At 61.5% G+C, this 24,987-nt stretch carries 24 protein-coding genes, 1 tRNA gene and 1 pseudogene; 14 read left to right on the forward strand and 12 right to left on the reverse strand.

Annotated features, from left to right (window positions below):
* The first annotated feature begins 203 nt into the window (after window positions 1-203).
* Window positions 204-788 (forward strand): energy transducer TonB family protein, encoded by a 585-nt coding sequence (locus C6Y62_RS02265; RefSeq protein ID WP_246274231.1) that lies wholly within the window; start codon window positions 204-206, stop codon window positions 786-788.
* Window positions 789-1,207: 419 nt separating this feature from the next.
* Here C6Y62_RS02265 and C6Y62_RS02270 read toward each other — a convergent pair whose 3' ends face one another.
* From C6Y62_RS02270 to C6Y62_RS02290, 5 genes are all read right to left on the reverse strand, one after another.
* On the reverse strand, window positions 1,208-3,556 hold the full coding sequence (locus tag C6Y62_RS02270; protein ID WP_173952623.1) for a TonB-dependent receptor: 2,349 nt from the start codon (window positions 3,554-3,556) through the stop codon (window positions 1,208-1,210).
* A 98-nt stretch (window positions 3,557-3,654) separates the two neighbouring features.
* Complete coding sequence (locus tag C6Y62_RS02275) at window positions 3,655-4,581, reverse strand: FecR family protein (RefSeq protein WP_173952624.1); 927 nt, start codon at window positions 4,579-4,581, stop codon at window positions 3,655-3,657.
* A gap of 78 nt (window positions 4,582-4,659) precedes the next feature.
* Window positions 4,660-5,184, reverse strand: a complete 525-nt coding sequence (locus C6Y62_RS02280) for an RNA polymerase sigma factor (protein ID WP_173952625.1) — start codon at window positions 5,182-5,184, stop codon at window positions 4,660-4,662.
* A 448-nt stretch (window positions 5,185-5,632) separates the two neighbouring features.
* Window positions 5,633-5,722, reverse strand: a tRNA-Ser gene (locus tag C6Y62_RS02285).
* A 306-nt stretch (window positions 5,723-6,028) separates the two neighbouring features.
* A complete protein-coding gene (locus C6Y62_RS02290) occupies window positions 6,029-6,214 on the reverse strand; it encodes a hypothetical protein (protein ID WP_068463251.1) in 186 nt (61 codons plus the stop codon).
* Window positions 6,215-6,579: 365 nt separating this feature from the next.
* Here C6Y62_RS02290 and C6Y62_RS02295 point away from each other — a divergent pair, with 365 nt between their 5' ends.
* The gene (locus C6Y62_RS02295) at window positions 6,580-7,032 is read left to right on the forward strand and encodes a hypothetical protein (protein ID WP_173952626.1); all 453 of its coding nucleotides are present in this window, start codon (window positions 6,580-6,582) and stop codon (window positions 7,030-7,032) included.
* 190 nt (window positions 7,033-7,222) lie between these two features.
* Here the strand turns inward: C6Y62_RS02295 and C6Y62_RS02300 are convergent, their stop codons facing one another.
* From C6Y62_RS02300 to C6Y62_RS02310, 3 genes are read right to left on the reverse strand one after another with little or no spacing between them, the layout of a single operon-like run.
* On the reverse strand, window positions 7,223-7,453 hold the full coding sequence (locus C6Y62_RS02300) for a hypothetical protein (protein ID WP_157066794.1): 231 nt from the start codon (window positions 7,451-7,453) through the stop codon (window positions 7,223-7,225).
* A 40-nt stretch (window positions 7,454-7,493) separates the two neighbouring features.
* A complete protein-coding gene (locus C6Y62_RS02305) occupies window positions 7,494-8,276 on the reverse strand; it encodes a DUF4166 domain-containing protein (protein ID WP_246274233.1) in 783 nt (260 codons plus the stop codon).
* A gap of 16 nt (window positions 8,277-8,292) precedes the next feature.
* Window positions 8,293-8,880 carry a GbsR/MarR family transcriptional regulator gene (locus C6Y62_RS02310; RefSeq protein WP_173952627.1) on the reverse strand — a complete coding sequence of 196 codons (588 nt, stop codon included), beginning with the start codon at window positions 8,878-8,880 and terminating at the stop codon, window positions 8,293-8,295.
* A gap of 241 nt (window positions 8,881-9,121) precedes the next feature.
* Here C6Y62_RS02310 and creD point away from each other — a divergent pair, with 241 nt between their 5' ends.
* The gene (gene creD / locus C6Y62_RS02315; protein ID WP_173952628.1) at window positions 9,122-10,528 is read left to right on the forward strand and encodes a cell envelope integrity protein CreD; all 1,407 of its coding nucleotides are present in this window, start codon (window positions 9,122-9,124) and stop codon (window positions 10,526-10,528) included.
* A 43-nt stretch (window positions 10,529-10,571) separates the two neighbouring features.
* Here creD and C6Y62_RS02320 read toward each other — a convergent pair whose 3' ends face one another.
* A complete protein-coding gene (locus tag C6Y62_RS02320) occupies window positions 10,572-11,543 on the reverse strand; it encodes a hypothetical protein (RefSeq protein WP_338074308.1) in 972 nt (323 codons plus the stop codon).
* Between the two features lie 385 nt (window positions 11,544-11,928).
* On the opposite strand from C6Y62_RS02320, the pseudogene rplU reads away from it, so the two are divergent.
* From rplU to C6Y62_RS02355, 7 genes and pseudogenes are all read left to right on the forward strand, one after another.
* Window positions 11,929-12,231, forward strand: a pseudogene (gene rplU, locus C6Y62_RS02325) (50S ribosomal protein L21); the annotation flags it as partial.
* Window positions 12,232-12,271: 40 nt separating this feature from the next.
* Window positions 12,272-12,544: a 50S ribosomal protein L27 gene (gene rpmA, locus C6Y62_RS02330; RefSeq protein WP_173952630.1), complete on the forward strand. Its 273-nt coding sequence runs from the start codon at window positions 12,272-12,274 to the stop codon at window positions 12,542-12,544.
* A 132-nt stretch (window positions 12,545-12,676) separates the two neighbouring features.
* Entirely contained in the window at window positions 12,677-13,210 is a 534-nt protein-coding gene (locus C6Y62_RS02335; protein ID WP_068463263.1) for a GNAT family N-acetyltransferase, read from the forward strand.
* Window positions 13,207-14,247 carry a GTPase ObgE gene (gene obgE / locus C6Y62_RS02340; protein WP_173952631.1) on the forward strand — a complete coding sequence of 347 codons (1,041 nt, stop codon included), beginning with the start codon at window positions 13,207-13,209 and terminating at the stop codon, window positions 14,245-14,247. Before C6Y62_RS02335 ends, obgE begins: the two co-directional genes overlap by 4 nt.
* 330 nt (window positions 14,248-14,577) lie before the next feature.
* A complete protein-coding gene (locus C6Y62_RS02345) occupies window positions 14,578-16,791 on the forward strand; it encodes an EAL domain-containing protein (RefSeq protein WP_173952632.1) in 2,214 nt (737 codons plus the stop codon).
* Window positions 16,792-16,853: 62 nt separating this feature from the next.
* Window positions 16,854-18,461, forward strand: coding sequence for a phytoene desaturase family protein (locus tag C6Y62_RS02350; protein WP_246274235.1), 1,608 nt, complete (start codon window positions 16,854-16,856; stop codon window positions 18,459-18,461).
* Between the two features lie 136 nt (window positions 18,462-18,597).
* Complete coding sequence (locus C6Y62_RS02355; RefSeq protein ID WP_173952633.1) at window positions 18,598-19,158, forward strand: HdeD family acid-resistance protein; 561 nt, start codon at window positions 18,598-18,600, stop codon at window positions 19,156-19,158.
* Window positions 19,159-19,221: 63 nt separating this feature from the next.
* Here the strand turns inward: C6Y62_RS02355 and C6Y62_RS02360 are convergent, their stop codons facing one another.
* A complete protein-coding gene (locus tag C6Y62_RS02360) occupies window positions 19,222-19,824 on the reverse strand; it encodes a class I SAM-dependent methyltransferase (RefSeq protein ID WP_173952634.1) in 603 nt (200 codons plus the stop codon).
* A gap of 224 nt (window positions 19,825-20,048) precedes the next feature.
* Between C6Y62_RS02360 and proB the strand changes: the two genes are divergently transcribed.
* The 4 genes from proB (at window position 20,049) to ahr (ending at window position 23,851) form a co-directional block, all read left to right on the forward strand.
* Window positions 20,049-21,203, forward strand: coding sequence for a glutamate 5-kinase (gene proB / locus C6Y62_RS02365; protein WP_173952635.1), 1,155 nt, complete (start codon window positions 20,049-20,051; stop codon window positions 21,201-21,203).
* Window positions 21,204-21,233: 30 nt separating this feature from the next.
* A complete protein-coding gene (locus tag C6Y62_RS02370) occupies window positions 21,234-22,520 on the forward strand; it encodes a glutamate-5-semialdehyde dehydrogenase (RefSeq protein WP_173952636.1) in 1,287 nt (428 codons plus the stop codon).
* Window positions 22,521-22,589: 69 nt separating this feature from the next.
* Complete coding sequence (locus C6Y62_RS02375; RefSeq protein ID WP_173952637.1) at window positions 22,590-22,811, forward strand: hypothetical protein; 222 nt, start codon at window positions 22,590-22,592, stop codon at window positions 22,809-22,811.
* A 38-nt stretch (window positions 22,812-22,849) separates the two neighbouring features.
* The gene (ahr, locus tag C6Y62_RS02380; protein ID WP_173952638.1) at window positions 22,850-23,851 is read left to right on the forward strand and encodes an NADPH-dependent aldehyde reductase Ahr; all 1,002 of its coding nucleotides are present in this window, start codon (window positions 22,850-22,852) and stop codon (window positions 23,849-23,851) included.
* An 81-nt stretch (window positions 23,852-23,932) separates the two neighbouring features.
* On the opposite strand, the gene C6Y62_RS02385 is transcribed toward ahr, so the two are convergent.
* Together C6Y62_RS02385 and C6Y62_RS02390 are read right to left on the reverse strand one after the other, a co-directional pair.
* Window positions 23,933-24,226, reverse strand: coding sequence for a PRC-barrel domain-containing protein (locus C6Y62_RS02385; RefSeq protein ID WP_173952639.1), 294 nt, complete (start codon window positions 24,224-24,226; stop codon window positions 23,933-23,935).
* 282 nt (window positions 24,227-24,508) lie between these two features.
* Window positions 24,509-24,928: a YybH family protein gene (locus C6Y62_RS02390; RefSeq protein ID WP_173952640.1), complete on the reverse strand. Its 420-nt coding sequence runs from the start codon at window positions 24,926-24,928 to the stop codon at window positions 24,509-24,511.
* Window positions 24,929-24,987: the final 59 nt, after the last annotated feature.

The raw sequence follows: 24,987 nt of genomic DNA on the forward strand, positions 1-24,987 counted from the left end.
CGCTGGAAGCGGGAAACGGTGCGACTCGCAAACTTGACGGCCAGCATCCGGCATCACCCCTCACCCACCTGCCTTCTTCGAAACCTGCGTAAGTTTAAGTTGTAGGAGTATGCGTCATGTCAAATTATATCGCTTCACGATCATTAAAAGGAGCGCCGCGTAATCACGCGCTTCCGCCCGTCGGCGCACCTGCGCCGTTCCACATGCACTCCAGCGCCCCGGCTTATGCATCCGGGCGCGCTCCTGCTGCCGCAGATACCGCTACCCTGCGCTCCTCGCACGCACTTATCCTAACGCCTCAGACACCTGCACCGCTGCTGACAGCGCTGCCCTGGAAACTGCAGGCGTTGGCCGCCCTGCCGCTGGCCGCGGCACTCGCCCTTGCCGTGCTTGCACATTATGCGCCAGCCCGCGCACAGGAAGGCGAACCACCGCCGATGGCCGGCGATGCACCTGCGCCGCTGCTTACAACGACACCAAAGGCAAATGCGCCCAAGAAGGCCGCCGCCGCGCCAAAGTCGCTCGCGCCATGGCGCCAGAAGCTGCTCACGCACATCAACAGCCACAAGCGCGGCTTCGCCGGTGGCGCGGGCACTGCTTCGGTCGCATTCAAGATCGATCGCAGCGGGAAGGTGCTCTCCACGCAGGTCGTCAAAAGCTCCGGCAACAAAGCGCTTGATGCCGAAGCCATGGCGCTGACGAAGCGCGCCAGCCCTGTGCCGCCACCGCCCGCCGATGTGACCGGCAAAACCCTATTCCTGACGGTTCCCATTCGCTTTTCGAACTGACCGTTACAGCACAGACAAGAACGTCGCTTACCTTCCTGACCAGCCTGCAACGAACAAGTCACATCGAATTTCAGATCGAATAACTTTTAAGCACCGAAACTATTTCGCAATCCGGGGCTACCCGTCGGCACGCCCCGGAAATTTGTCTTCTCCTCACACGCAATCCCAACCGGCTCATCCTGCTGTGTCGAAGCACAACGGTGACCGACCGATTCAGCATAGAAGCGCTCTCGCCGTCGGCGCAGTTCCGTCGCACGCGGCTGCTGCCTCCTGCTTGCCTTGCTTCGTCTGACCAACGCTGGCGCGATGCATGCGCTGTTAGCTCAAACTCCCCACATACAAAAAGGGTGCGCGAGATTTACCCGCGCACCCCTGAAATTTTCCAGTTCCTATCGATGCTATATCGTCAGTGCATCGCCTCAAAACCTGAGACTGATGCCGCCCACCACGCGTCGGCCAGGCCCGGCATCTCCGGTGTGCGATTTCAACGCCGGATGATACATGACGTCAGTCACGTTCTCGGCGTTGACGAACAAGTTGACGTTCTCGTTCGCCTGATAGTTGGCGTAGACGTCAAACAGCTTGTAGGCGTCGACGGTGAGCGGCGGACGGATCGGGAAACTCAGAATATTCGTGCGCAGCGATTCACCGATCCAACGCATCTGGCCGCCAAGTGTCAGCTTCTTGTCGAAGAGACGCACGCCCAGATCTACGGTCAGATAATCTTCCGGGAGCAAACCGAGATCGCCGGCACCCGAGCCCGTATAGATGCCTTGCGGAAGCAGAATGTCAGTGGTCGTGTACGAGACATTCGCATAGGCAACGCCCACATCATAACTGCCCTGCAGCTCAACGCCGGATATCGGCGTCACACCGGGAAGGTTCGTGAACTGGATGCGAAATGTGTTGAAGTCGGTGATGTCGAACGCGACGTAATCACGAATATCGCTCTGGAAATAGTTCGCTTTGAAGCGGAAACTATCATCCGCCAGCAGCAATCCATCCTTGCGGATATTGACGCCCGCTTCCCAGCCCTTGCTGCGCTCGCCCCTTAGATTTGGGTTGGCGTGAGCGCCGTTTCTGGTGCCGTGTGCGCCGGGGAACATCGTTTCGGATACACTCGGCGGCCGGAACGAATGTTCATACGTGCCATAGAGCTGCAGCCAGTCCAACGGGGTTACCGCGACGGTCAGCTTCGGGCTCCAGGCGCTTGCGCTGTTTTCGATTTCGACGCCGGGCGCAGCAGGAAACAGAAACGCCTCGCTCGTTCCGGTAATGGCGTAATAGTCGTATTTCAGACCACCAATGACCTCCAGCATCTTCCAGTTCAGGCGCGCCGAAGCGAATGCACCGGCTACATCCTGCTGGCCGGGAGCAACGCTGAGCAGCACGCTGCCGCCATTGTCGACCTCATCGCGATAGTAGGCGGCGCCGTAATCGAACGTGACCGCCGCGGCATCGGAAAGCGCGACACGGCTGGTGTTCGTAACATCAACACCCAGGCCCTTGTTCTGCACCGGCGCGTTTTGGCCGTTGATGTTCGATGTGAAGGTGGCCTCAGTCACGTTGTAGTAGGCGTTGACGCGCAGATCCACGAGATCGCTGTTCGGAACAAACCGATACTTCGCCGTGTAGGTCTGATTTTCGATCGGGAAACTTGCCCCGGTCAGGGTGGTGTCGTTGTCATACCAGACCGCGCCAAGGCTAAGCCGATGCGGCTGGTTCTCACCAAAGTTGAGCTTGGCAACGCCTGACGTCAGATCTTCCGCCGTACCGTTGGCCACCTTGCCGTCACCGTCACGATAATCATTCGATCCACGATGGCTGACAGCGATGCTGGCGCTGGTATTTTCACGCCGTATAGCGCCCGCCGACATAACGGAAGCGTTGTAGCCGTTGGTTCCGACGCGGATCGTTTCCAACAGACCCCAGTCGCGGCCCGGCATAAGAATGTCATCTACATCGAGCGTGCGGAAATTGGCCGATCCGGCCAGCGCACCAACACCCGAAGCGCCGATAACAGAGCCACGCGCAATGTCCACGCCAGCCAGCAGCGATGGATCGACAAACGCGTTGCCGCCATTCATTCCATGCCCGAAAACGCGGAAGTTCTGCCGGACGCCATCGATCATCATGTTGACGCGGTTGAAGCCTTCAAATCCGCGGATATTCACGGCAATACCGGCTGAAGATTCCGCCATGCGCGTGAACGCGCCGGGGGTTGAACGCAGCGCGTTGTCAACGTTGCCGCCAAACTTCTCGGCGATGTCCTGGCCGGTTACAACGCTGACACCCGCCGGCGTTGCGTAAACCTGATCTGGATTGCCTTCCCACGAATTGCTCTGCCCACCGCTCACATCGATCGTATCAAGAGCAATCGCGCCATCAACGCTTGCACCGGCCTGATTGCCGCCTGCATTGGGATCGGCGATCGTTACTGTTGTGCCGCTGCTGGAATATGTCAGACCGCTGCCCGCCAGCAACATGCCCAAAGCCTGATAGGGCTCATAGGCGCCCGACAGTCCGCCCGTTGAGCGCCCCTGCAGCACGCCGCCCGATGCAAGCAGCTTCAACCCCGATGCCTGCGCCCACTTTGTCAGCGCCGACCCGAGGCTGCCCGCCGGAATGTTGTAAGAAACCGAATTGGACGCGGTCTGCGCCTGCGCCCCCGGCGCCGTTGCCACCACCGCCGTCGCCGCGCAGCATCCGAGCAACGCCGCACGCAATACGTTCATCAATGCCGATCGCTCGGCAATACGCATACTCATACTGTCCCCCACGCGCCGGTACGATCCGGCCTACAAAGGGAAAGACGCTGGACTCAAAAAACCTGACACCGATCGAATAGATTTTTCGGCTCTGATTTTCATTCAGCGCGGGAAATCACCGTCACCAGCGGCAGCCGCGTCACACGCACCGGCAGCGCGTGCTCCAGCGCATCGAAGAATGCGCCGAGATCGTCCGTGCTGAACACACCCGTCACCGGCAGCTGCTTCAGCTCCGCATCGGTGAAGATCACCGCACCGTGCTCATAACGCTCCATGTCTTCCAGAACGTCGCCCAACGGGCGATTGTCGAACACCAGTTCGCCCCGCTGCCAGGCGGTGATCGAAGCGGTATCGACCGCAGCGACCTTCCCCAGCCCATCTGCCCGGCTGTAATCGACGCCATAGCCGACCGACACATCCACGCTCTGCGCGTTCATCATGCCGACGCGCACCGCATGCTCGGTCACAGCAACGCTTACATCGGCCTCATCGATACGCACGTTGAACGCGGTGCCCAGCGCCTGCACGTCGCCGCCCTGCGCCTCAACGACGAACGGACGGGCAGGATTTGGCGCCACGGTTACGTAAATCTGGCCATCGCGCAGCTTGATGCGGCGTTCGTCATTCGAAAACTCAACGTCGAAACTGGTGACGGAATCGAGCACCACGGCGCTGCCATCCGCCAGATGCACTGTGCGGCGCTCGCCTATCCCGGTGGCTTCATCCGCCAGCCACTGATTGGAGCGGCCCAGCATACCCGAATAGGCTGCGGTGCCGAGCAGGGCGACCATCAACACCAGCGCGCCAGAAATCTTGCGCGATTTCTTGCCCGCCAGCGCTGGACCGAGCCGGCTCCACATCGCCTCGGCGCGCTCAGCCGCAGCGCGCTGCTCAGCACTGGCCGCCTTCCAGTCGTGATAAAGGTGCCAGTCCTGGTCGGTCTCTTCGCCCGAATGCAAACGCACCAGCCATGCCAGCGCCTCCTCGGTGAGAGCATCGAGCGAGCCTGCGCCTTGATCAGTCATTCGGGTTTGCTGCCGCATGCGTCATCTATCTTTCAAGACGTTGCAGCGACGAGAGTTGACAGCGTGGGCGCGACAAAATCAGCGTCCCGCCTGCATCAGCCTGATGGCGCAATGGCTGAGCGCCTTCATGATGTACTTGTTGACCATGCTGGGCGAGACATCGAGCCTGCGCGCAATTTCAGCGTGGGTCATCTGCTCCACGCGGTTGAGCACTAGCGCCAGCCGCTGGTTCTTCGGCAGCTCGTTCAGCGCCTGCATGAAAATGCGATACTCTTCGCGCGCCGAAAGCTGATGCTCCACCGATGGCGTCGGGTCGGCCAGTTCAGCCGCTACATCGTCCAACGATGCCATGCGGCCGCGACGGCGATCACGCCGCCCCAGATCCAAAATGAGATTGCTGGCGATGCGCCACAGGAAAAAGCGCGGCGCTTCCGGTGCCTCACGCGCCGTGCGTGTGTGCGCGATGTAACGCACGAACGCATCCTGCACCACGTCGGAAGAAGCTTCGCTGTCACGCAGCCGACCGTACGCGAACGCGCCGAGATCGCGATGATAGAGCCGAAACAGGCGATCAAAATCGTTGGCGGCTGGCTGCAAGGTCATAACACTGGACACTGACACTAGTCGGACTGCGTTGAAGCGCGCCGCGGCCAAGCGTGGCGTATAAAATCCCCTAACGCCCCAGCTCGCTGTGCTCAACGGCGATGATTTAGACCCGCTCTAAAGGCTTGCCCCTGCGTTGCCGGAAACTGGACGTTAATCGTCATGTTTCGGCGTATTTGCTGAGTTGCGCGGTGTTTGGCTCGGCAGCGGCGGCGCGAACGCCGATTGCATTCCTCTCGCCCGGTGTTGCGCGCGCATCACAGATTCAGGCTGAGCGGCGGAGGCACTGACGCCGGGATTCAGCGTCCCCTTTATTGTTGCGCCGATGTGGGATTTTGCAAGCCGTCCCGCACCCTTCTGCACACATGCAGGAAGGTCTAACCCCGTAGTTTTACAAGGATTTTGAGGCGTTCTGGGATGTCGTGAAAAGTGGTGGGCTAAGCCGATCTGGCGGAGAGGGTGGGATTTGAACCCACGATACCCTTGCGAGTATGCCGCATTTCGAGTGCGGTGCTTTCAGCCACTCAGCCACCTCTCCTGACCTTGGGGGGCGCTGAAATGATGGACAGCATGGCCGCCGCATCAGAGCACCCCGGAGATCGGAACGGTGCTCTTAAGAGAAACGCACGCCCCTGACAAGCCTCTAACTGCATCCGGGCGTGGGAATGCCATCAAGCCGATGGCCTCAGGTCCTGCCGACCCCGTGCCGACGATATAGGGGCGCCTGCGCTCACCGCAGCATTGACAGCCGTCCGCGCGACAGGGGCCATCAGCCCCTTCGCTTTAATCGGCGGAAACAATCAATGGAAATGCCGACGTTTTGGCAAAACCAGTCGACCGCAAATCAGGCCATTGGCAGCCCAAAGACGCCCCACACTTCACCAACGACATTTCCGAACAGAAACGCCGTCCAAAGATAGAGACCAACGCCGGCCCACCAGTTGCGATCATGCGCGCCGACCACATCGCGCACTTTTGTATAGCCGCTCATTGCGCCGTCGAGCGCCATCGCTTTCAACGCTTCCGCCATTTCCCTGCCCTCCAGCAATGCGAAGTCAATTATTAACCGATAAGGTTAACACCTTGCAAATACGTGATTTGTTCGCGGGCATCAATTGCATCTTGTGATGCATATGCGCCGGCTAATCACACCACGCCAACCGCAAGTAATGCACAGGCCAACGCCACCATGTGCATAGCGGGCAAAACGAAAAGGGGCGGATTGGTGACGACATTTCGGCGTGCTACCAAAATCAGGCGTCACCGCTCGAAATGGGATGAGGTGGTAAATTGAAAGCGTATTGTCTTGTTTTTGTAATTGCTCTGGGATCACTTCCGGCAGCAGCTCATGAATTGCCGCAAACTGGTAATGCGTCGCGTGCAAGCGAAATAGAATTGGCTCAACCGGGCAGTTTCCACTGGACCGATGCCGAGAGCCCTGCAACCAACGATTACGGACCAGTGTCGGCATCAGCCGGCCCACAGAAAAGCGCGCCAGCACAGGCAGCTATGGCGCAGATGCGCGCTGAAACCGCCCGCATCCTGCGGGACGCGAACGCCAACGCAACGCGCGTTTCCCGCATCCGCTATGACCTCCACGTGACCTGTGTGGTCGAGCAGGTTGAGGCTGAGCCCGATCTGGCTGCTGCCGGCTCACAGGTAAACGCCGCCATGCCCTGGATCTGGAGCGTTCAGCATACCTCGAACCAGGCCGAAATGTCTGAAACCGCCACGGTCGAGGTTTGCGAAGTCGACTACACGCGCCGGGTCCGCTCGTTCGCCGACGAAAACCCGGCGGCGGCCTCCCCGGACATGGTTGGCTTCCAGGTGGCATTTCCAGCCGATTGACGATCGCGATCCTTCCGGTCTCTCGGGGATTGCGAACAGCGGAGCGCGTCGGAGCCTTAGCGGGGTGACTCCGGCGCGTTGCGCATTTTGGAAAGGCTGCCTGCCAGACAGCTAGCCTCAAACCCGACCGGGTCCGGCGTTACCCAAACTGCCAAACTGGCGGACATTGTCGGACTGTCGGCTTGAACGGCTAGCTAGAGCGGCGCTTGCGCGACCAGTAGATGGCGAAAATCCCCATCCACAACAGCAGGGCCAGCACGTCCAGCAGCGTAGAAAGCTCCTGCACCGCGCGCTGCCACGGCTGATCGGGCGCGCCCAGCCAGATGGCTGCACTCGCTATAACACCGGCCACAAGGCACAGGCCGGTCATCCCCCAAAACAATCTCACGGTGCGGCGCGTCATGCCGACACTATAGCGCACCGCACCATGATCCGCGATGGCCGCCGTGCATCACAAATGTTTACACGTCGCGGAACACAGCATCCTGTACAACCAGCCGCCCCAACAGAGGGTGACAAAGCTGCAGTCCGAAATCGAAACTGCCGTCGCCGCGATCGCGATGCACGATGCACATCCGCCCCGGCTGCAGAAACTTCGGCAGCGTGAACCGCCAGCGACCAGCCTCCAGAAAGTAGTCAGCCGATCGGAACACCAGCGCCCGATCTTCCACGGTCACGCGCAAAGTCATGCCAATGCCGCAGCCGACATATTCCTCCAGCCCGGTCGGCCCCTGAAAACGCTTGGCGGAGTGGATCGCCTGCGGAAAGCTGCCTGGACGGTTGTAGATCCGCAGCCAGGTCTGGCCACCCAGCAGCGGGTTCTCGCTGACGACAACCGCCGCCGGACCGGTCGCGCCGTCAACCAGCGGCAGCGGCGCACCAATCAACCGCGCCATCCACGCCAGCACGCGCCCCGCCCGCGAAAGCCGCGTCGACAGCACTTGCCCGCGATAGATCGCCGTTTCATCGGCCCCGAGCCGCTTGGAGAACCTGCGCTGTACAGCGGCCGGCAATTCGCTCCACGCAGCGTCGCCCACCAGCTGCCGGAAACGCGGATCGCCGGCTGGCCCGACAGCTTCGCCAACAACTGGCGGCGTCGGAGAGGCGGCGGGAGCAGAACCGGCGAACGGCCCCGCAGCGCGCTTGACTACTGCGGGCGCGATCGGCAGCGACACCGACACACCGTGCAGCAGCGCGGACTTCGGCATCTGTGGCTGTGCCTCCGACCCAACAATCCGCTGCATGGCGATCCCCTCCCGATTAAGTCCTGCGCGCGCGGCGCTCCGGCTTTTTAGCGTCCTTGCCACCGACGAAGCGCGCGATGGCTCCGCCCATGCGTATAAGCTTCAACAGCGTTGGCCCCGGCAGACGGATGATCTCGTTGAAGCCGCGATCCACCGTCTCAGCGAAGTCATGCATCGCCGCCAGGCGCTTGCGCACGGTCGGCGAAATCGAAGTGTCAGCCTCTGCGTCGCTCATGCAGTTGCGCAGCACGTCCAGCGCGGGATCGAGCTCCCTGGCCTTGCGGCCCAGCGCAATGCGGCGGACCATTTCGAACATGTCGACTTCCGCCTCGTAGTGATCGCGCCGATCCCCCATCACATGCACGCGCCGTATGAGATTCCACCCCAACAGCTCACGCAGACTGTTCGAGACGTTCGAACGGGCCATGGCGAGCCGCTCGGCTATTTCCTCGGCGGTCAGCGGATCGTCGCTGAGATAGAGCAGCGCATGGATCTGAGCGACGGACCGGTTCACACCCCAGGCCGTTCCCATCTCGCCCCAGTGCAGAACGAAGCGCTCCACCGGACCGGATACACCACCGCTTGTTTCGTTAATTTCTGTCATGACAGAAATTTGCGACACAAAAGAACTGCCGTCAATGGGCTCAGGCCTGCGCTGCACGCAACCCTTCTTTGCCAGGCACCCAGGCCGGCCTCAGTATCGCCTGGCTGCCGACATCCTAGTTGCCCCGATGTGCTCCGCGAAACGCCGCCGGTTGGTCACCCAAAAGGCTTGCCGTGGTCTTGTTCGCGCCATCTGCCTGCGTTCTTTGCTCCGCCGGAACGATTGATCGACGGAGACGAATGTGGACGCGTTGCTTGCCGCAATCGGGCGATTGCTAGCCAGTCCGGGCTTCAAGTTCTTTCTGATTTGCGGCCTGATATTGCTGCTGGGAATTCCGCTGCTGATCGTGTGGGGCCTCACCAGCGAACGCGAGCAACGCGCGGCGGAGGTCCGTCGCACGGTGGCGCAGGAATGGGGCGACTCTCAATACATCGACGGCCCGTTGCTGGTCGTTCCTTACACAATGAAGCGCGTGACCGGCGAAGGCGACAAGCGTATCGAGGAAATCGTCGAGCGGCGCGCGATCTTCCTGCCCAAATCACTGGCGATCACCGGCGACACATCCACCAAAACTCTGCACCGATCGATCTACGACGTCGCCGTCTATTCAAGCGTGTTGAATTTCACCGGCGCATTCTCCGCGCCGGAGATCGCCGAAGCGACAAGCGAAGCGCTGGAAGTCCGCTGGCGCGATGCCATTCTGGCCGTTGCCGTCAGGGATGTTTCCGGCCTGAAGGATGCCGCATCGCTGATCATCAACAACAGCGACAAACTGGACTTTGAACCCAGCATCGGCATCCCAAGAATGATGGGTGGCGGCATCCATGTGCGCCTTGCCGATGTATCGGGGCTGTTCGACGGCGCAGCAGTCGCTAACGGCCATGCCAGCGGCATCAAACCGTTCAGCTTCAAGTTTGCGCTCACGCTCAACGGCTCATCCGAGCTGAAGTTTGCTCCGCTGGCTCAGGAAACAACCGTCGCGATCAAATCCGATTGGCGCGACCCAAGCTTCACCGGCGGCTTTCTGCCCACCGAGCGGCACATCAGCGCCGATGGCTTCTCGGCCGAATGGCAGGTGCCACATCTTGCGCGCAGCGTACCGCAGGCCTGGAGCCTCAATGACCATGAGTTCGAGCGTATGAAGCCCTACGCGTTCGGTGTGCGCTTCATGGTGCCGGTCGATTTCTATCAGGTCATCAGCCGCGCGCTGAAATACGCCACCATGTTTCTCGGCACCGCTTTCATGGCCGTGTTTCTGCTGGAGTTGCGTTCCAGGCGGCAGGTGCATCCGGTGCAATATCTGTTCGTTGGCCTGTCGATGGTGTTTTTCTATGTGCTGCTGTTATCGCTGGCGGAACACATCGGCTTCCTGAAAGCCTACATCGCCGCATCGCTCGCCACCGGAGGACTGCTCAGTGCCTATGTTGCACGCGTGCAGAACAGCATGAGCAAAGGACTCCTCATGGGCGGCGTGTTCCTGGGCATTTATGGGCTGCTGTATCTCATCCTGCAGCTTGAGGACTATGCGCTGCTGGCCGGAGCGATCGCAGGCTTCGTCATCCTGGCAACGGTCATGTTCGCAACGCTGAAAGTCGATTGGTCCGGCGCTGCATCGAAGGCGATCACGGCGTCACCGGCGCAACCCTAGACCAATCCACCGGAAGGCCGCGCAGCAGTCAGCCGTGCGGCCTTCAGACTGCAAGTTCCAGCGGCGCGGTGGCAGGCAACACCGTATCGGCCTGCGGCTCGAACCCTTGCGCAACAAGCCGGCCCTGCCGCGCATCCGCGATCATCACCAGCCGCGTATTCCAGTTGAGGATCGGCGGACGCAGCCACGCGAACCGCGTATCCATCTCGGTGCTCACACCGTGCATCCCACACGCTCGCCCCGGACTGTCATTGCCGCGCGCTAACCCGCGCCAGCCGGGTGCCTGCCAATGGTTGGCCGCTGTGGTGTTTCCCTCATGCACGCGCGCATCGGTTTCGGTGCGTTCAATCACCGCCGTTTCGTGCGCGTTGATGCCCGCGATTGAAAAGATGGCCGGCGCGCAGATGGGGCTTTCAGCCAGCAGCCGTTTGGCTTCTGCGAAATCCGCGGCCGTCTCGAACACGCGCCGCAGCAGCTGCGCCGGCGTGGGATGGTTCAGCCGCCATACTCGCGCTCGCCCCAGCGCCCAATCGAGATGGAACAGCCCTGTGTGCTGGCGCATCGGCGCCTGATTGAGCGCTGCTGAAAAACGCCCCGGCGCCATCGCCTGCAGCACGCCGGTGTAGCCCGGCCAGGTCAGCGCCACGAACGGCCCGACGCTGCCGCCCACCACGTGGGCCGCGAGCACATACCGGCCGAGGCCACCTGTAACCCAGTCGAGCACCCGCACAAGCCGGGCGCTGCGCCCATCTGGCGAAGGGGCCACGCGGCACGTGCAGCCCCACTCATAATTGACCGAGAGAAAATAGGCGCCGGGCCGCCCCAATCGTTCGGCGATAGCGTCGATTTCCGGCAGCAGCGCGTTGCCCTGTTTCACCAGCCAGCGGCGGGATACGGCATCCAGCGCCCGCAGCGTGCGTTGCGACACGCCCGCGGTTGCGCAGTCCATCAGCGCATGCGCCCGCGCCTCATGCTGCTGCAGCGTCTCAAGTGGAAAGGCCGTGCCCGCCTGCACGACCGGGATCCCCGGCAGTCCCACCCTCCCCTCGAATGCATTCATCGAGCGCCCCAATCGGCAGCGGCTAACGGTTGCATCAACCAACCTTTTGAACTTCTGAGCAATTATCGCTATCGCAGATCAGGACGGTACTATATTTGGGCGCGACCGGCTTCGCTGCAACCGGCCGCCCGGCACCAAGCGAGGCGGATCGATCCGTTCACTTTGGAACCGATTGACAACTAGCTCATATTCTAGGATAAACCCGCCTTCTCGCGCACCCTTAACCGGGGGCGCGCAACGCGCTGCCCGAGGCCTGTTCGCCCGTCTTTCGAGGCGATCTTATAAAGACCGCAGCTAGCCTGCGGCGCCATAGGGCGCGGAAAATGCTGAAGGAATAGCTATGTACGCTGTCATCAAGACGGGCGGCAAGCAGTACCGTGTTGCTGCTGACGACGTCATCAAAATCGAGAAGATCGCCGGCGAGGCCGGTTCGGATGTCGAGTTCACCGAGGTTCTGCTCATCGGTGGCGACAACCCCAAGATCGGCACCCCGCTGGTTTCCGGCGCCAAGGTCGTTGCCGAGTTCGTTGAAGAAACCCGCGGCCCGAAGGTCATCTCCTTCAAGAAGCGCCGCCGCAAGAATTCCCGCCGCAAGCGCGGCCACCGCCAGGATCTCGTCAAGATCCGCATCAAGAGCATCATCGGCGCCTGAGGCAGCCGCTCGGAATTTGAGGATTTGAACGATGGCACAAAAGAAAGCAGGCGGTTCAACTAGGAACGGCCGCGACTCACACTCCAAACGCCTTGGCGTAAAGCGCTACGGCGGCGAGCACGTCATTCCCGGTAACATCCTTTGCCGCCAGCGTGGCACCAAGTGGCACCCCGGCAACGGCGTTGGAATGGGCACGGATCACACGATCTTCGCCGTTGTCGAAGGCAGCGTCGAGTTCAAGACCAAGAGCAACGGCCGCACCTACATCTCGGTGCGCGAGATTGTTGCTGAGGCTGCGGAGTAAAATCCGCGCCGATTGCTGAGCTTTACGAAGGGGGATGCGCTGCGTCCCCCTTTTTGCTCAACTGGACATCCGTTTCCATTCGTCACCGTGGCACTCCAGCTGGTACGCCACGTTCATCCTCGGAGCGCCCCTATGCGCTCGCCGCGCCTCACCTATCGCCCGATCACGTCACGCGATGCAGCCCGCGTCGCCGAATACGCCGGAGACTGGGATATTGCGCGGATGACATCGCGCATTCCGCACCCATATTCCCTCGTTGAGGCTGATCTCTGGATTGCATCCCTCGAAGCGGATGAATTCGTGCGGGTGGTTGAGTTGAATGGCGAACTGATTGGCGCTGTCGGCTACATCCATCATGATAGCGGCGAGGCGGAAATCGGTTATTGGATTGGTAAGCCCTGGTGGGGCAACGGTTACGCAACGGAAGCTGCATCCGCACTGATGGCGCATTGCTTCGAGGAAGCCGGGTTTGAGCGATTGACCTGTGGTCACTTCGTCGACAACGCAGCCTCTGCACGTGTCATCCGCAAACTCGGCTTCCGGCCCACAGGGACCGGTGCCCTGTGGAGCGTTGCACGTCAGTGCACGGTTGAAATGATATTGTACACGCGCGGACGCGGTTTCTGGAAACAACTGCTTGGCCGCTGGCGGAGCCAAATGCGATGAAGTTTCTCGATCAAGCAAAAATCTACATCGCATCGGGCGCGGGCGGAAACGGCTCGCTGTCGTTCCGGCGCGAAAAGTTCATCGAGTTCGGCGGACCCGACGGCGGCGACGGCGGCAAGGGTGGCGACGTGTGGGCCGAATGCGTCGACAATCTCAACACCCTCATCGACTACCGCTATCAGCAGCACTTCAAGGCCAAGAAGGGTGGCCACGGCGCGGGGCGCAATCGCTCCGGCGCCAACGGCGAGGACTGCATCCTGCGAGTGCCGCCTGGAACTCAGATTTTCGCTGAAGATCAGGAGACAATGCTTGCCGATCTGGAGCAGCCGGGCGACCGCGCGCTGCTGGCCCGCGGCGGCAATGGCGGCTTCGGCAACGCTCACTTCAAGTCGGCCACCAATCAGGCGCCACGCCGGGTCAATCCGGGGCAGCCCGGTGAAGAACTCACCATCTGGCTGCGTCTGAAACTGATCGCCGACGCGGGCGTCATCGGCATGCCGAACGCTGGCAAGTCGACGTTCCTCGCTGCCGTGAGCGCCGCAAAGCCGAAGATCGCATCCTATCCGTTCACGTCGCTGCATCCCAACCTGGGTGTGGTGGAGGTTGGTGATGCCGATTTCGTGCTGGCCGACATTCCCGGACTGATCGAAGGCGCCAGCGAGGGCGCGGGCTTGGGTACGCGTTTCCTTGGCCATGTAGAACGCACCAAGGTTCTGCTGCATCTGGTCGATGCCACCGAAGATGACGTAGCAACGGCCTATCATACCGTACGCGACGAACTGAAAGCCTACGGCGCAGACCTCGACGAAAAGAAGGAGCTGGTCGCGCTGTCCAAGTGCGACGCGATCGACAAGGAGACGCTCGAGGAGCGGTTTGCGGCACTCAAAAAGGCCTCCCGGAAAACGCCGATGATGATTTCGTCTGTTTCTCGCGACGGCGTGCGCGATGCGCTGTTTGCTCTGGTGCGAGAGATCCGCCGCTCAAAAGCGGAGGAAAAGGAAGCCAGCGAACCGGAGAAGGGGCCCTGGAAGCCCTAGAAGAGTCGCAGCCCTAGCCAAGCCAAGCGCTAACCGCCGTGCGCAATGGCTCGCCCGCCCGCGCGACCTGCAAAAAATATCGCATTCAGATCATGAGCCGGCAAACGTTGCATGTCGGATCATGCTGAGGCTGACAACCCCATAGGGTTGCATCAGCCATCGGCGACATGTCCGTTGATTTATCGCCCCACATTAACAAAGCGCTCACCGCGATACCTCCGCCCAGGCGTAGAATTACCGCTTGTTCAACTCCGGCAGCAATAATGCCGGAATATGGAATTTGCGAGCCATCGCAGGACCGAGCAGTTGTCGCATCGAAGTACCGCTTTCGTGACCTTTCCGATCGTCGCCCTGGCGGTCGCGTCGCTTGCTGTGGTCATGGCATCGCTGCTTATCGGTGCGCGGGAAGCTGACAACATAGCCTTGCTGCGCCAGCGCGAGACGATCCAGCATGCCATCAGGCAACACGGACACAGCCTCGCACGCGAATTACGTCCGCAGACGATCTGGACCGACGCGTTTGAAAGGACGAAGGCCCGCGACACGGCCTGGATGCAGAACTTTTACGGCAGCTATCTAGGCCGCCTGTTGGGCTACGATCGCCTGTACGTGCTGGATGAAAAAGATGCTCCGATCTTTGGCTATGATCCAGAGGCGCAGGGCAGCCTGAACTTCGCCGATATTGGTGGTCAGTTGGATGACCTTGTGCGTGCCGCGCGCGCGCCGCAACAGATGGCGGAATACAACCCAATCGTCACCAGGATCACGCTTGGAAATGGCAAATCCGCCGAGCACGTCGCCGTGGCGGACACCCGGAACATCGATGGGCGGCCGTCAACCGTCGTTGTCTCCACTGTGATGCCCGACAAAGGGCGCGTGGTGGAAATGCAGGACGGCGAACCGCCGATGCTGCTTGTTGCGGTGGAAAATCTGGACAAGATTTTCACTGCGGAACTGGGCAAAGCGTTCGGCTACGAGAGCATGCGATGGGAAGGAGCCTCCGCCGGCGTCATGCCTGCAGCAACGCTTGGCGCCGAAAACACGACAAGTCAGGACATCTTCACCCGCGAAGGGGCAACAGTCGGAAAACTGCTGTGGCTTAACAAGCGTCCCAGCGCTGAATTTATCCGCCGCGTGATTCCAGGGCTTCTTCTGGCTCTGGTGATGATCAGTTTGCTTACGTATTTGCTGATTTCGTGGGGCCGCCGCCATGCGCACACGCTGCTTCAAAGCGAAGAGCATGCAAAGCTTGCCGCGCGCACCGACGGCCTGACGCAACTTCCCAACCGCATGGCCCTGCGCGAACGTCTGCCTCGGATGTTGCGTCTCACCCAGAATGACCGAAACACGTTGGCCGTCCTGGAAATCGACATCAATCAGTTCAAGGCCATCAACGATGCCTTTGGCAGCGTTATCGGTGACGCGGTGTTGATTGCAACCAGTCGTCGCCTTGCAAAACTGCTACCGGACAAATCGTTAATCGCCCGTCTGGACGGGGCAACCTTCGTGATTGTTGCGCCCGGACTAGGCCCGGATCAGGCCCATAAACTGGCCAACGATGCAATCGCTGCGATTGCCGAGCCCTACATTCTGGAGGGTGGCACCCGAGTCTTCGCCACGGCATCAGCCGGCTATGCGATCGGTCCGACGGACGGTCGCGGCGGCGATGAACTGCTGCGCCGGGCCAATCTGGCACTCGACAAATCAAAGCAGGCCGGCGTTGAGCGTGCATTGGCATTCACGCCCGAGATGGATGCCGAGGCTACCTATCGGCACATGCTTGAGATGGCCCTGCGCGATGCGGTGGCGGACGGAACGATCAGCGTGCTCTATCAGCCGTTGATGGACGCATCCGGGCACCACGTACTCGGCGTCGAGGCGCTGGCGCGGTGGTCTGATCCAACACTCGGCCCTGTGTCGCCGGAAATATTCATTCCGCTGGCCGAAGAAACCGGTGTGATCCAGGAAATCGGCAAACACGTGCTGCGCAGCGCGCTGCAAGACGGCAAAATGTGGCCGCACATAAACGTCGCCGTCAACGTATCGGCTTCGCAGATCCACCACGGCGACGTCGTCGAAGTTGTACGGGACGTTCTCAATGAAACTCAGTTCCCAGCTCAACGGCTTGAGATCGAACTGACCGAGAGCGTGCTGCTGGCCGACGAAAAGCGCGCCAACGAACAAATGCGAGGGCTGCAAAATCTGGGCGTCAAAGTGGCCCTCGACGATTTCGGCACCGGCTATTCAAGCCTCTCCTATCTGCGCCGTTTCGGATTTGACAAATTAAAGATCGACCGCAGCTTCATTGAAAGCGCCGGCGCGCCGCAGGATAGTACCGTCATTCTCGCTTCAATCATCAAGCTCGGTCAGGATCTGGATCTGACCATCACGGCGGAAGGCGTTGAAACCGAACAGCAGCGCCGTTGGCTGCAGCATTCCGGCTGTCATCAGCTCCAGGGCTATCTGTTCTCACGCCCGATCACCGCTGACGAAATGACAGCATTCCTGGCCGATCACGCGCAGAAGAACGCCGTCGCGAGTTGACGCGCGTTTGCGTCGCAGCCGTCCCCATAAGGCTATATTCAGACGTTCGGCTCGAATAAGCCATGACCGACGCCGCTGGCGTTGAGGCAAGGACACCACCAAGCATGAGCAATCAGTACGACGCCATTGTCATCGGTGCGGGTTTGGGCGGATTGACCGCCGCCGCCACGCTTGCGAAAGCAGGGTGCCGCACGCTCCTGATTGAGCGCAACTATGGTGTCGGCGGCGCTGCTTCCACGTATAAAGCCGGCGACGTGACAATTGAAGCATCGCTGCACGAGACGACTGATCCCCATTCGCCGATCGATCCCAAGCACGCCGCGCTGGCGGCGCTCGACGTCACCGACAAAGTGCAATGGATCGCTGCCGGATCGATCTACGATGTGCGCGGTGGCCCGATTGGCCCGTCGTTCGTTCTGCCAACAGGCATCAGCGCTGCACGCGATGCACTCGTCGACCGCTTCCCTTCACTCCGCGTCGGCATCACTGACCTGCTCGGCGACATGGAGCGCATCACCACCAGCATCGGCACCTTGAGCCAGCATCAAGGCGCGCTGTCAGATCCGCTGCTCACCATCGATGCGCTGAAGGATCTTGGTCCCGCTGTTACGGGTTGGCGACGTTCGCTGTCGCAGCAGCTTCAACGCACACTTGGCGACAACGAAGCCGCCAAGTGTGCCATCGCCGCCAACATGCTTTTTTGGCACGATGATCCGGACAGTCTGTGGTGGATTCTGTTCGCGCTCGCTCAGGGCGGCAACATCGCCTCCGGCATCCGCTTCGTGCATGGCGGCTCGCAGCGGCTCAGCAACGCGCTGGCTAAATCCATGCGCGGCGCAGGCGGACAGCTTCTGCTGCGTCGGACGGTGACGCAGATCCTGTTCGACGACAGCGGCGCGCCGGTCGGCGTTGTCCACGAAGGCAAGCAGGGCGGTGATCCCGTCGAGGTACGCGCGCCAATCGTCGTCAGCGGCGTTGCGCCGTCCATCATGGCACCCATGCTGCCCAACGGCACACGCGAGCGCTTCATGGCGCCGTATGCCAGTTCGCCGTTGTCGATCTCGCTGTTCACCGCAACCTTCGGCATGGCGCAGCCGCCCGCCCATTTCGGGCTCGGCTCCTACACAACCATGTTGCTGCCGGAATGGATGCGATCGCTCGCCGATTATCGCCGCAGTGCGGATCTTCTGGCCGCCATGCCAGGCGAGGCCATGCCGCCGCTGGCGATTGCAAACTATTCCGCCATCGACAGTGGCCTCGGCGGTCCGCCGTATTCGCTGTCGGTCATTGGCGTGGATCGCATGGCCAACTGGCACGGACTCGATGCTGAAAGCTACGAGGCCAAGCGCGCAGCATGGAAACAGGCGATCATCCAGTCGCTCGACCGCACCTACCCCGGCTTCGCCAGCGCCGTTGAAACGTCGGTGTTCAACACCGCTGCTTCCATCAATTCCTATCTCGGCGCTCCGCAAGGCGCTGTCTATGGCTTCGCGCCGCTGCCGCCATCAACGCCGATCTGGCACGGGTCGGCGCGCACCCCGCGCACGGCCATCGACCGGCTGTTTCTCAGTTCTGCCTACGGTGGCTACGGCGGCTACAGCGGCGCGATCTGGAGTGGCGCAACCGCGGCCAGACAGGCGCTCGCCGCCCTATCGGTTAGCAAAAAATAGGGATGTCGCGTGTTAGATCGCCCTCGACCCGGATGATCTCCGAGGACGTTGGCGAATTTATCCGCCCACCTGCATCCGCGTCACCATCGGCTCGCCATTTGGGCCGCGCCAACAACCGCGAATGCAGGACAAAGACATGGCAAACACCCCCGGATTGCGCTCAAAGCTGCATCAGAGCTGGGGCTGGCTTCTGGCCTTAGGCCTAGTGCTGACGCTGTTCGGCTTTCTTATTCTCACGACGCCGATGGGCGTTGTGACAGCCTCACTCACAACCGAGATCTGGATCGCTGCGGCGATGGTTGCGGCCGGTGTGTTCCAGTTGATGCATGGCCTGCGTTCCGGTGACTGGAGCCATGCTCCCTGGCAGATGCTGGGCGGCGCCATCTTCATTCTCGGCGGTATCCTGATTTTCGTCTATCCGACGCTCGGCCTGCTTTCGCTGACCATGATCGTCGCCGCGACGCTGGTGGCGCAGGGCATCACCTCGCTGATGGTGGGCGGCGGCATGACGAACGTAGGCAGCCGCCGCTGGTTGATCCTGTCAGCCGTGATTTCCATCGTTGCCGGCCTGCTGATCCTGTTCGATCTGCCGTCGTCCGCGGGCTGGACGCTCGGCACCATCGTTGGCGCAGCATTGCTGCTGCAGGGCGTCAGCCTCACTCTGCTGGCTCTTGAAGTCCGCCGTTCCGCAGACTGACACACGATAAGCGGCGCGCGCAGATTTACGCGCGTGCCGCCCGCCAACCATCCCGTATTTTGCTCAATCCGCCTGCGCGAGCCACACCGTATGGCCGCCGCACTGCGGATCATTTTCCGTATGCACCAGCACCGTGAAGCCGTTCGCGCTTAGCAGGCTGCGATATACCTCCGCCGCAAGACTCGCGTGATACAGCGAGCGGCCGTAAATCTCACCGATCGCTTCACCATGTGACGGACCGGACGTGTAAAGCAGCAGTCCGCGCGGCGCGATATGCTGCGCGAAAATCGGAAACATCGCCCGCTGCGCGTCCGCTTCCAGATGGAAGAAACTATCCCACGCAATGATAGCATCGAAGCGCTGGCCAAGATCCAGCGTGCGCATATCGGCGACGATCCAATTCATCTGCGGAAACTTGTCGGCACAGATCTGCACCATCGCCTCCGCACCATCGACGCCCGTCAAGCGGCAGCCGCGCTCGATCAGGTAACGCGCGATCGGATCGCCCGAACCGCAGCCGACATCCAACACGTGGGGCGCTGTTGCTTCGAGGCCGGCGATCAGCCGATCGAGATACGGCCGCTCCATCAGCCGCTCGCCCGCCCGGCCGCGGTCCATGTCCCACGCCTGCGCATTGGCCTCATAGATGTCCAGAACCTCAGCCATCGTCCGCCCCTCTGTTTCCGGTTTTCCCTGGGGCCGTCCTTTTCCGGCGCTCACCCCCGCCCCTGACCGTTTTCCGGGCATTGAGCCGGGCTGCAACTACCGCGACGGTCCGGCACAATTAGGGTGCTGGGAGGGCTATCTGGCGTGCGGAGACTACCGCTCAGGCCCCGACTGGGCTATCAGGCGTGCCGGAACCCCTGATACGGCGGATGGCCGCGCAAAACATGGCACACAAAGAACAAGCCAACGCAATTCCGGTACGCAGCGAATGGACGGCCGCGCGCCGCATCGTTGTGAAGATCGGCTCAGCCCTTCTGACCGATCGCGACACCGGTGCGCTGAAGGCCGAATGGCTGTCATCCATGCTCGATGACGTCGCCGAGCTGACTGCCCAGGGCAAAGAGGTGGTTCTGGTCTCGTCCGGCGCCATCGCCCAGGGCCGCCACACCCTGAAGCTGCCCAAGGGCGCGCTGGAGCTGGAACAGAGCCAGGCCGCCGCCGCCGTGGGCCAGATCAGTCTGGCGCATGCCTATCAGGACATGGCGCGCGCGCGTGGATTGATCGCCGCGCAAATCCTGCTCACGCTGGGCGACACCGAAGAACGCCGCCGCTACTTGAACGCGCGCCGCACTATCGAAACACTGCTGGAGCTGAAGGCGCTGCCGGTGGTGAACGAGAACGACACCGTCGCCACCACCGAGATCCGCTATGGCGACAATGATCGCCTGTCGGCGCGCGTGGCATCGATGGTGTCGGCTGACTGCCTTGTGCTGCTGTCGGACATCGACGGCCTTTATACCGCTCCGCCGCAGCAAAACGCGAACGCGGTGCGGCTGGATGTTGTCACTGCCATCACGGCCGACATCGAGGCCATGGCGGGCGATGCCGGCACCGAGCTTTCCAAGGGCGGTATGCGCACCAAGGTCGAGGCTGGCAAGATCGCCCTCGGCGCTGGCACGCACATGGTCATCGCCAGCGGAAAGGTGCTGCACCCACTGCGCTCCATCTCCGAAGGCGCGCCGTGCACATGGTTCCTCGCCCACTCCGATCCGAGAACCGCCCGCAAGCGCTGGATCGCCGGACAGCTCGAACCGAAAGGCCAGGTGCATGTCGATGCCGGTGCCGAGCAGGCGCTGGCAGCCGGCAAAAGCCTGCTTCCGGCGGGCGTGGTACGAATTGACGGCAACTTCGACCGCGGCGACGCTGTTATCATCCGTGCACCCGATGGCCGCGAACTGGGCCGTGGGCTGGTGTCATACGCCCGCCCGGACGCCGAACAGATCATTGGCAAGAAAAGTGCGGAGATCGCCACTATATTAGGGGTGTCGCGCTGCGATGAGCTGATCCACCGCGACGACATGGCCTTGCATCGCACCTGATGGATGCACCAGACCGGATTGAACACGACAATGAACAAGCCCGAGCGCATGGATACTGCCACTGAAGACGCGATGCTGGAGTTGGGGCGCCGTGCCCGCGCTGCCGCGCACCTGCTGTCTCTCGCCAGCCCGGAAGCCAAGAACAACGCCCTCATCGCCGCCGCCGAAGCGCTGCGCGCCGCCACGCCGGAAATCCTTGCCGCCAACGTGAAGGACATTGAAGCCGCGCGCGCTGCTGGCCGCCCGGAATCCTTCATCGATCGCCTGCTGCTGAACGAAAAGCGCATCAACGCCATGGCCGACGGCATCGCCGAGATCGCCAAGCTGGCCGATCCGATCGGCACCGTGCTGGCCGAATGGCAGCGTCCCAACGGCCTGCGCTTCCAGCGCGTGCGCGTGCCGCTTGGCGTCATCGGCATCATTTACGAGAGCCGTCCGAACGTAACCGCTGATGCGGGCGCGCTGGCGCTCAAGGCCGGCAACGCTGCCATTCTGCGTGGCGGTTCGGAAAGCATTCACTCCTCGCGCGTCATCCATGCGGCGCTGGTTGCTGGCCTCAAGACAGCTGGCCTGCCGGAAGCGGCCATCTCGCTGGTACCGACGCCCGATCGCGCCGCTGTCGGCATGATGCTGACCGGCCTCAACGGCACCGTTGACGTCATCGTTCCGCGCGGCGGCAAAAGCCTTGTCGAGCGCGTGCAGAATGAAGCGCGCGTGCCCGTGTTCGCGCATCTGGAAGGCCTGTGTCACACCTACGTCGATCGCAACGCCGATCTGGCGATGGCCGTCGATATCGTGCTGAACGCCAAGATGCGGCGCACCGGCGTTTGCGGCGCCACCGAAACGCTGCTGGTCGACAGCGGCGCACCGGCCGCGTTCATGCCCACGCTGGTGAAGGCGCTGCTGGATGCAGGCTGCGAAGTGCGCGGCGACACCGCAACACAGCAGGCTGACGCCCGCGTGAAGCCCGCCGCCGATGCTGATTGGTCCACCGAATACCTCGACGCCATCATCTCCGCCCGCGAGGTTGACGGCATCGATGGCGCGCTGGCGCACATCGCCCGTTACAGCACGCAGCACACCGACGCCATCGTCACCAACGACGCCGACACCGCAGCGCGTTTCCAGCGTGAAGTGGATTCCGCCATCGTCGTGCACAACGCTTCAACGCAGTTTGCCGACGGCGGCGAGTTTGGCTTCGGCGGTGAAATCGGCATCGCCACCGGCAAGATGCATGCACGGGGTCCGGTCGGCGTTGAGCAGCTTACAAGCTTCAAATACGTGGTAATGGGTAACGGCCAGACGCGTCCTTCATAAGCACGTCAGGCCCCCAGCGCTGCGAACCGAAGGCCATTGGCAAAACCAATACAAAAGGAACAAGGTGCAATGCTGCGTTCTTTGAGCCTCATGATTGCTGCGCTGATTGCTGCCCCCGCACTTACCGTCAACGCTGACGCGCGCCCCCAAAAGGCCGTGCGCAATCACGCGCCGCCGGTGAAGGATTGCACGCGCATCAACGGTCGCTCTGGCTATTACGGCAACCCATGGTGCACGCCATCCCAGCAGCGCGCATGGGATCGCGCCACCTCACGGCGCGGTCGCCGCTGACCATCCCATCCAACATCGAAGCAACCCCGAGGCACGCCATGATCAACGCATGGGCCGCAACGGCCGCAAAGCAGAAGCTTGAGCCCTTCAGCTACGATCCCGGACCCATCGGCGCCGAGGAAGTGGAGATCGCGGTTGAGCACTGCGGCCTGTGTCATTCCGATCTTTCGGTCATCAACAATGAGTGGGGCATTACCTCATTTCCGGTCGTGCCCGGTCATGAAGTCATCGGCCGCGTCGTCGCTGTCGGACCGCAGGCAAAGGGCGTCAAGGTTGGCGACCGTGTCGGCCTCGGCTGGAGCGCGCAAAGCTGTCTCCACTGCCACCCCTGCCTTGATGGCGATCAGCATCTCTGCGCCGAAGTCGTGCCGACCATCGTCGGCCACCATGGTGGCTTTGCCGATCGCGTGCGCGCGCAGTGGCCATGGGTCGTCAAAATTCCAGACGGGCTTTCCGCCGCCGATGCCGGCCCGTTGATGTGCGGCGGCATCACCGTATTTGCACCACTGTCAGAATTCGACATCAAGCCCACATCGCGCGTTGGCGTTGTCGGCATCGGTGGGCTTGGCCACCTTGCGGTGAAGTTCGCCAACGCCTGGGGCTGCGAGGTTACGGCCTTCACATCAACGGACTCTAAGGCGGATGAAGCGCGCAGCTTCGGCGCACACAACGTCGTCAACACGCGCAATGCCGACGATCTGAAAAGTCTGGCCGGCAAACTCGATCTGCTCATCGTCACCGTAAACGTGCCGCTGGACTGGCGCGCAATGCTCGGCACTCTCGGCCCGAAAGGCCGTCTGCATGTCGTCGGTGCGGTTCTCAAGCCGATCCCGGTGATGGCGTTCGATCTGATCTCGCAGCAAAAAAGCGTATCCGGCTCGCCCACTGGCTCCCCCGTCACGATCAGCGACATGCTGGAATTCGCGGCGCGCCACAACATCCTTCCTCAAACCGAACATTTCCCGATTGCGCGCGTGAACGACGCCATCGAACATCTGGTCGCCGGCAAGGCGCGCTACCGCGTCGTGCTCGACATGTGAGCTCAGCGCCGCACCAGCAGCTCGCACACAAAAACGCGCGGCGGTTTCCCGTCGCGCGTTTTATGCATTCAGATGCAGCCGTTACTTCCGCCACTCAGGCAGCGACGGCAATTGCTCTTCCGTCATATTGACGACGAGTCGGCCGTCCTTCAGCTGCACATCGCCAATTTCCAGAATGGCCTCACGGCTACCGATGCCGAGAAGACCGCCATGCTCGATCACAAGCCCGCGCACAGTGCCCGTTCCATCGATCACGACAGCTTCAACCTCCGCAATCTTGCGGCCGGTGCTGTCGTAGATGTCCATGTCTTCGACATCATCGACCGATGCGTTGAGCTGCGGCACGATCATGTCATCGTTTTCAGCTTCGCGCATACCAGATGCAGGGGCCGCTGCTTGCGATCCCATTGAAGGAGATGTTGTGGAAGGAGTTGTTGTAGCGCCCCGATCGGAAGCCGATGGCGTTGTTGATGGTGGTGGCGCCATCCGATCAGTCTGCGTGCCTGAAGGCTCGGTTGTCTGGGACGGTGCATCCTGCGCAAACGCAGGCGCTGCCATTAGGGCAAGCACTGCCAGCGTGCTAATTCCTGCTTTCATCTGACTACTCCTGAACTCAACTATCAACAGTCACAACGCGTTCAGGCGCCATTCGTTTCTTTACTCGTCGCTTGTTACGCGCCCAGGCGCCTCATAGGCAATGTAGCGAACGATTTTCCATTTACCGTCTGCCCCCTTGCGCATCACATCCATGCCCGGCTCCACCGACGTCACCGTCTGCCCGTTCGGCAGCGTCACCGTCAGCGTCCATGTGAGCCGGACAACCGCCATGTCTCCCTCAACGATCACTTCGCGGATGTTCAGTCCGTATGAATATCGGCGCCCGCTATCTGACAGCGAACGCTTGAGCCGGTCGCATATGTCCGCGTAATCCCGCTCCGGATAACCGCGAAAATCATACTTCAGATCGGTCGAGAACAAATCGCACACGGCGTCCGCTTTTCCCGCATTGAAGTCGCGCGTCCATTGCGTCAGCGCGGCGTTCACTTCCTCTTCGCCATCTAGTTTCGGCTCTGCCATCACTGGCACCGCCAACAACATGGATGCCAACATTCCCACGATCGACCGCCGTGCGCGTT

This window comes from Hyphomicrobium sulfonivorans (assembly GCF_013306565.1).
Taxonomy (GTDB): domain Bacteria; phylum Pseudomonadota; class Alphaproteobacteria; order Rhizobiales; family Hyphomicrobiaceae; genus Hyphomicrobium_A; species Hyphomicrobium_A sulfonivorans.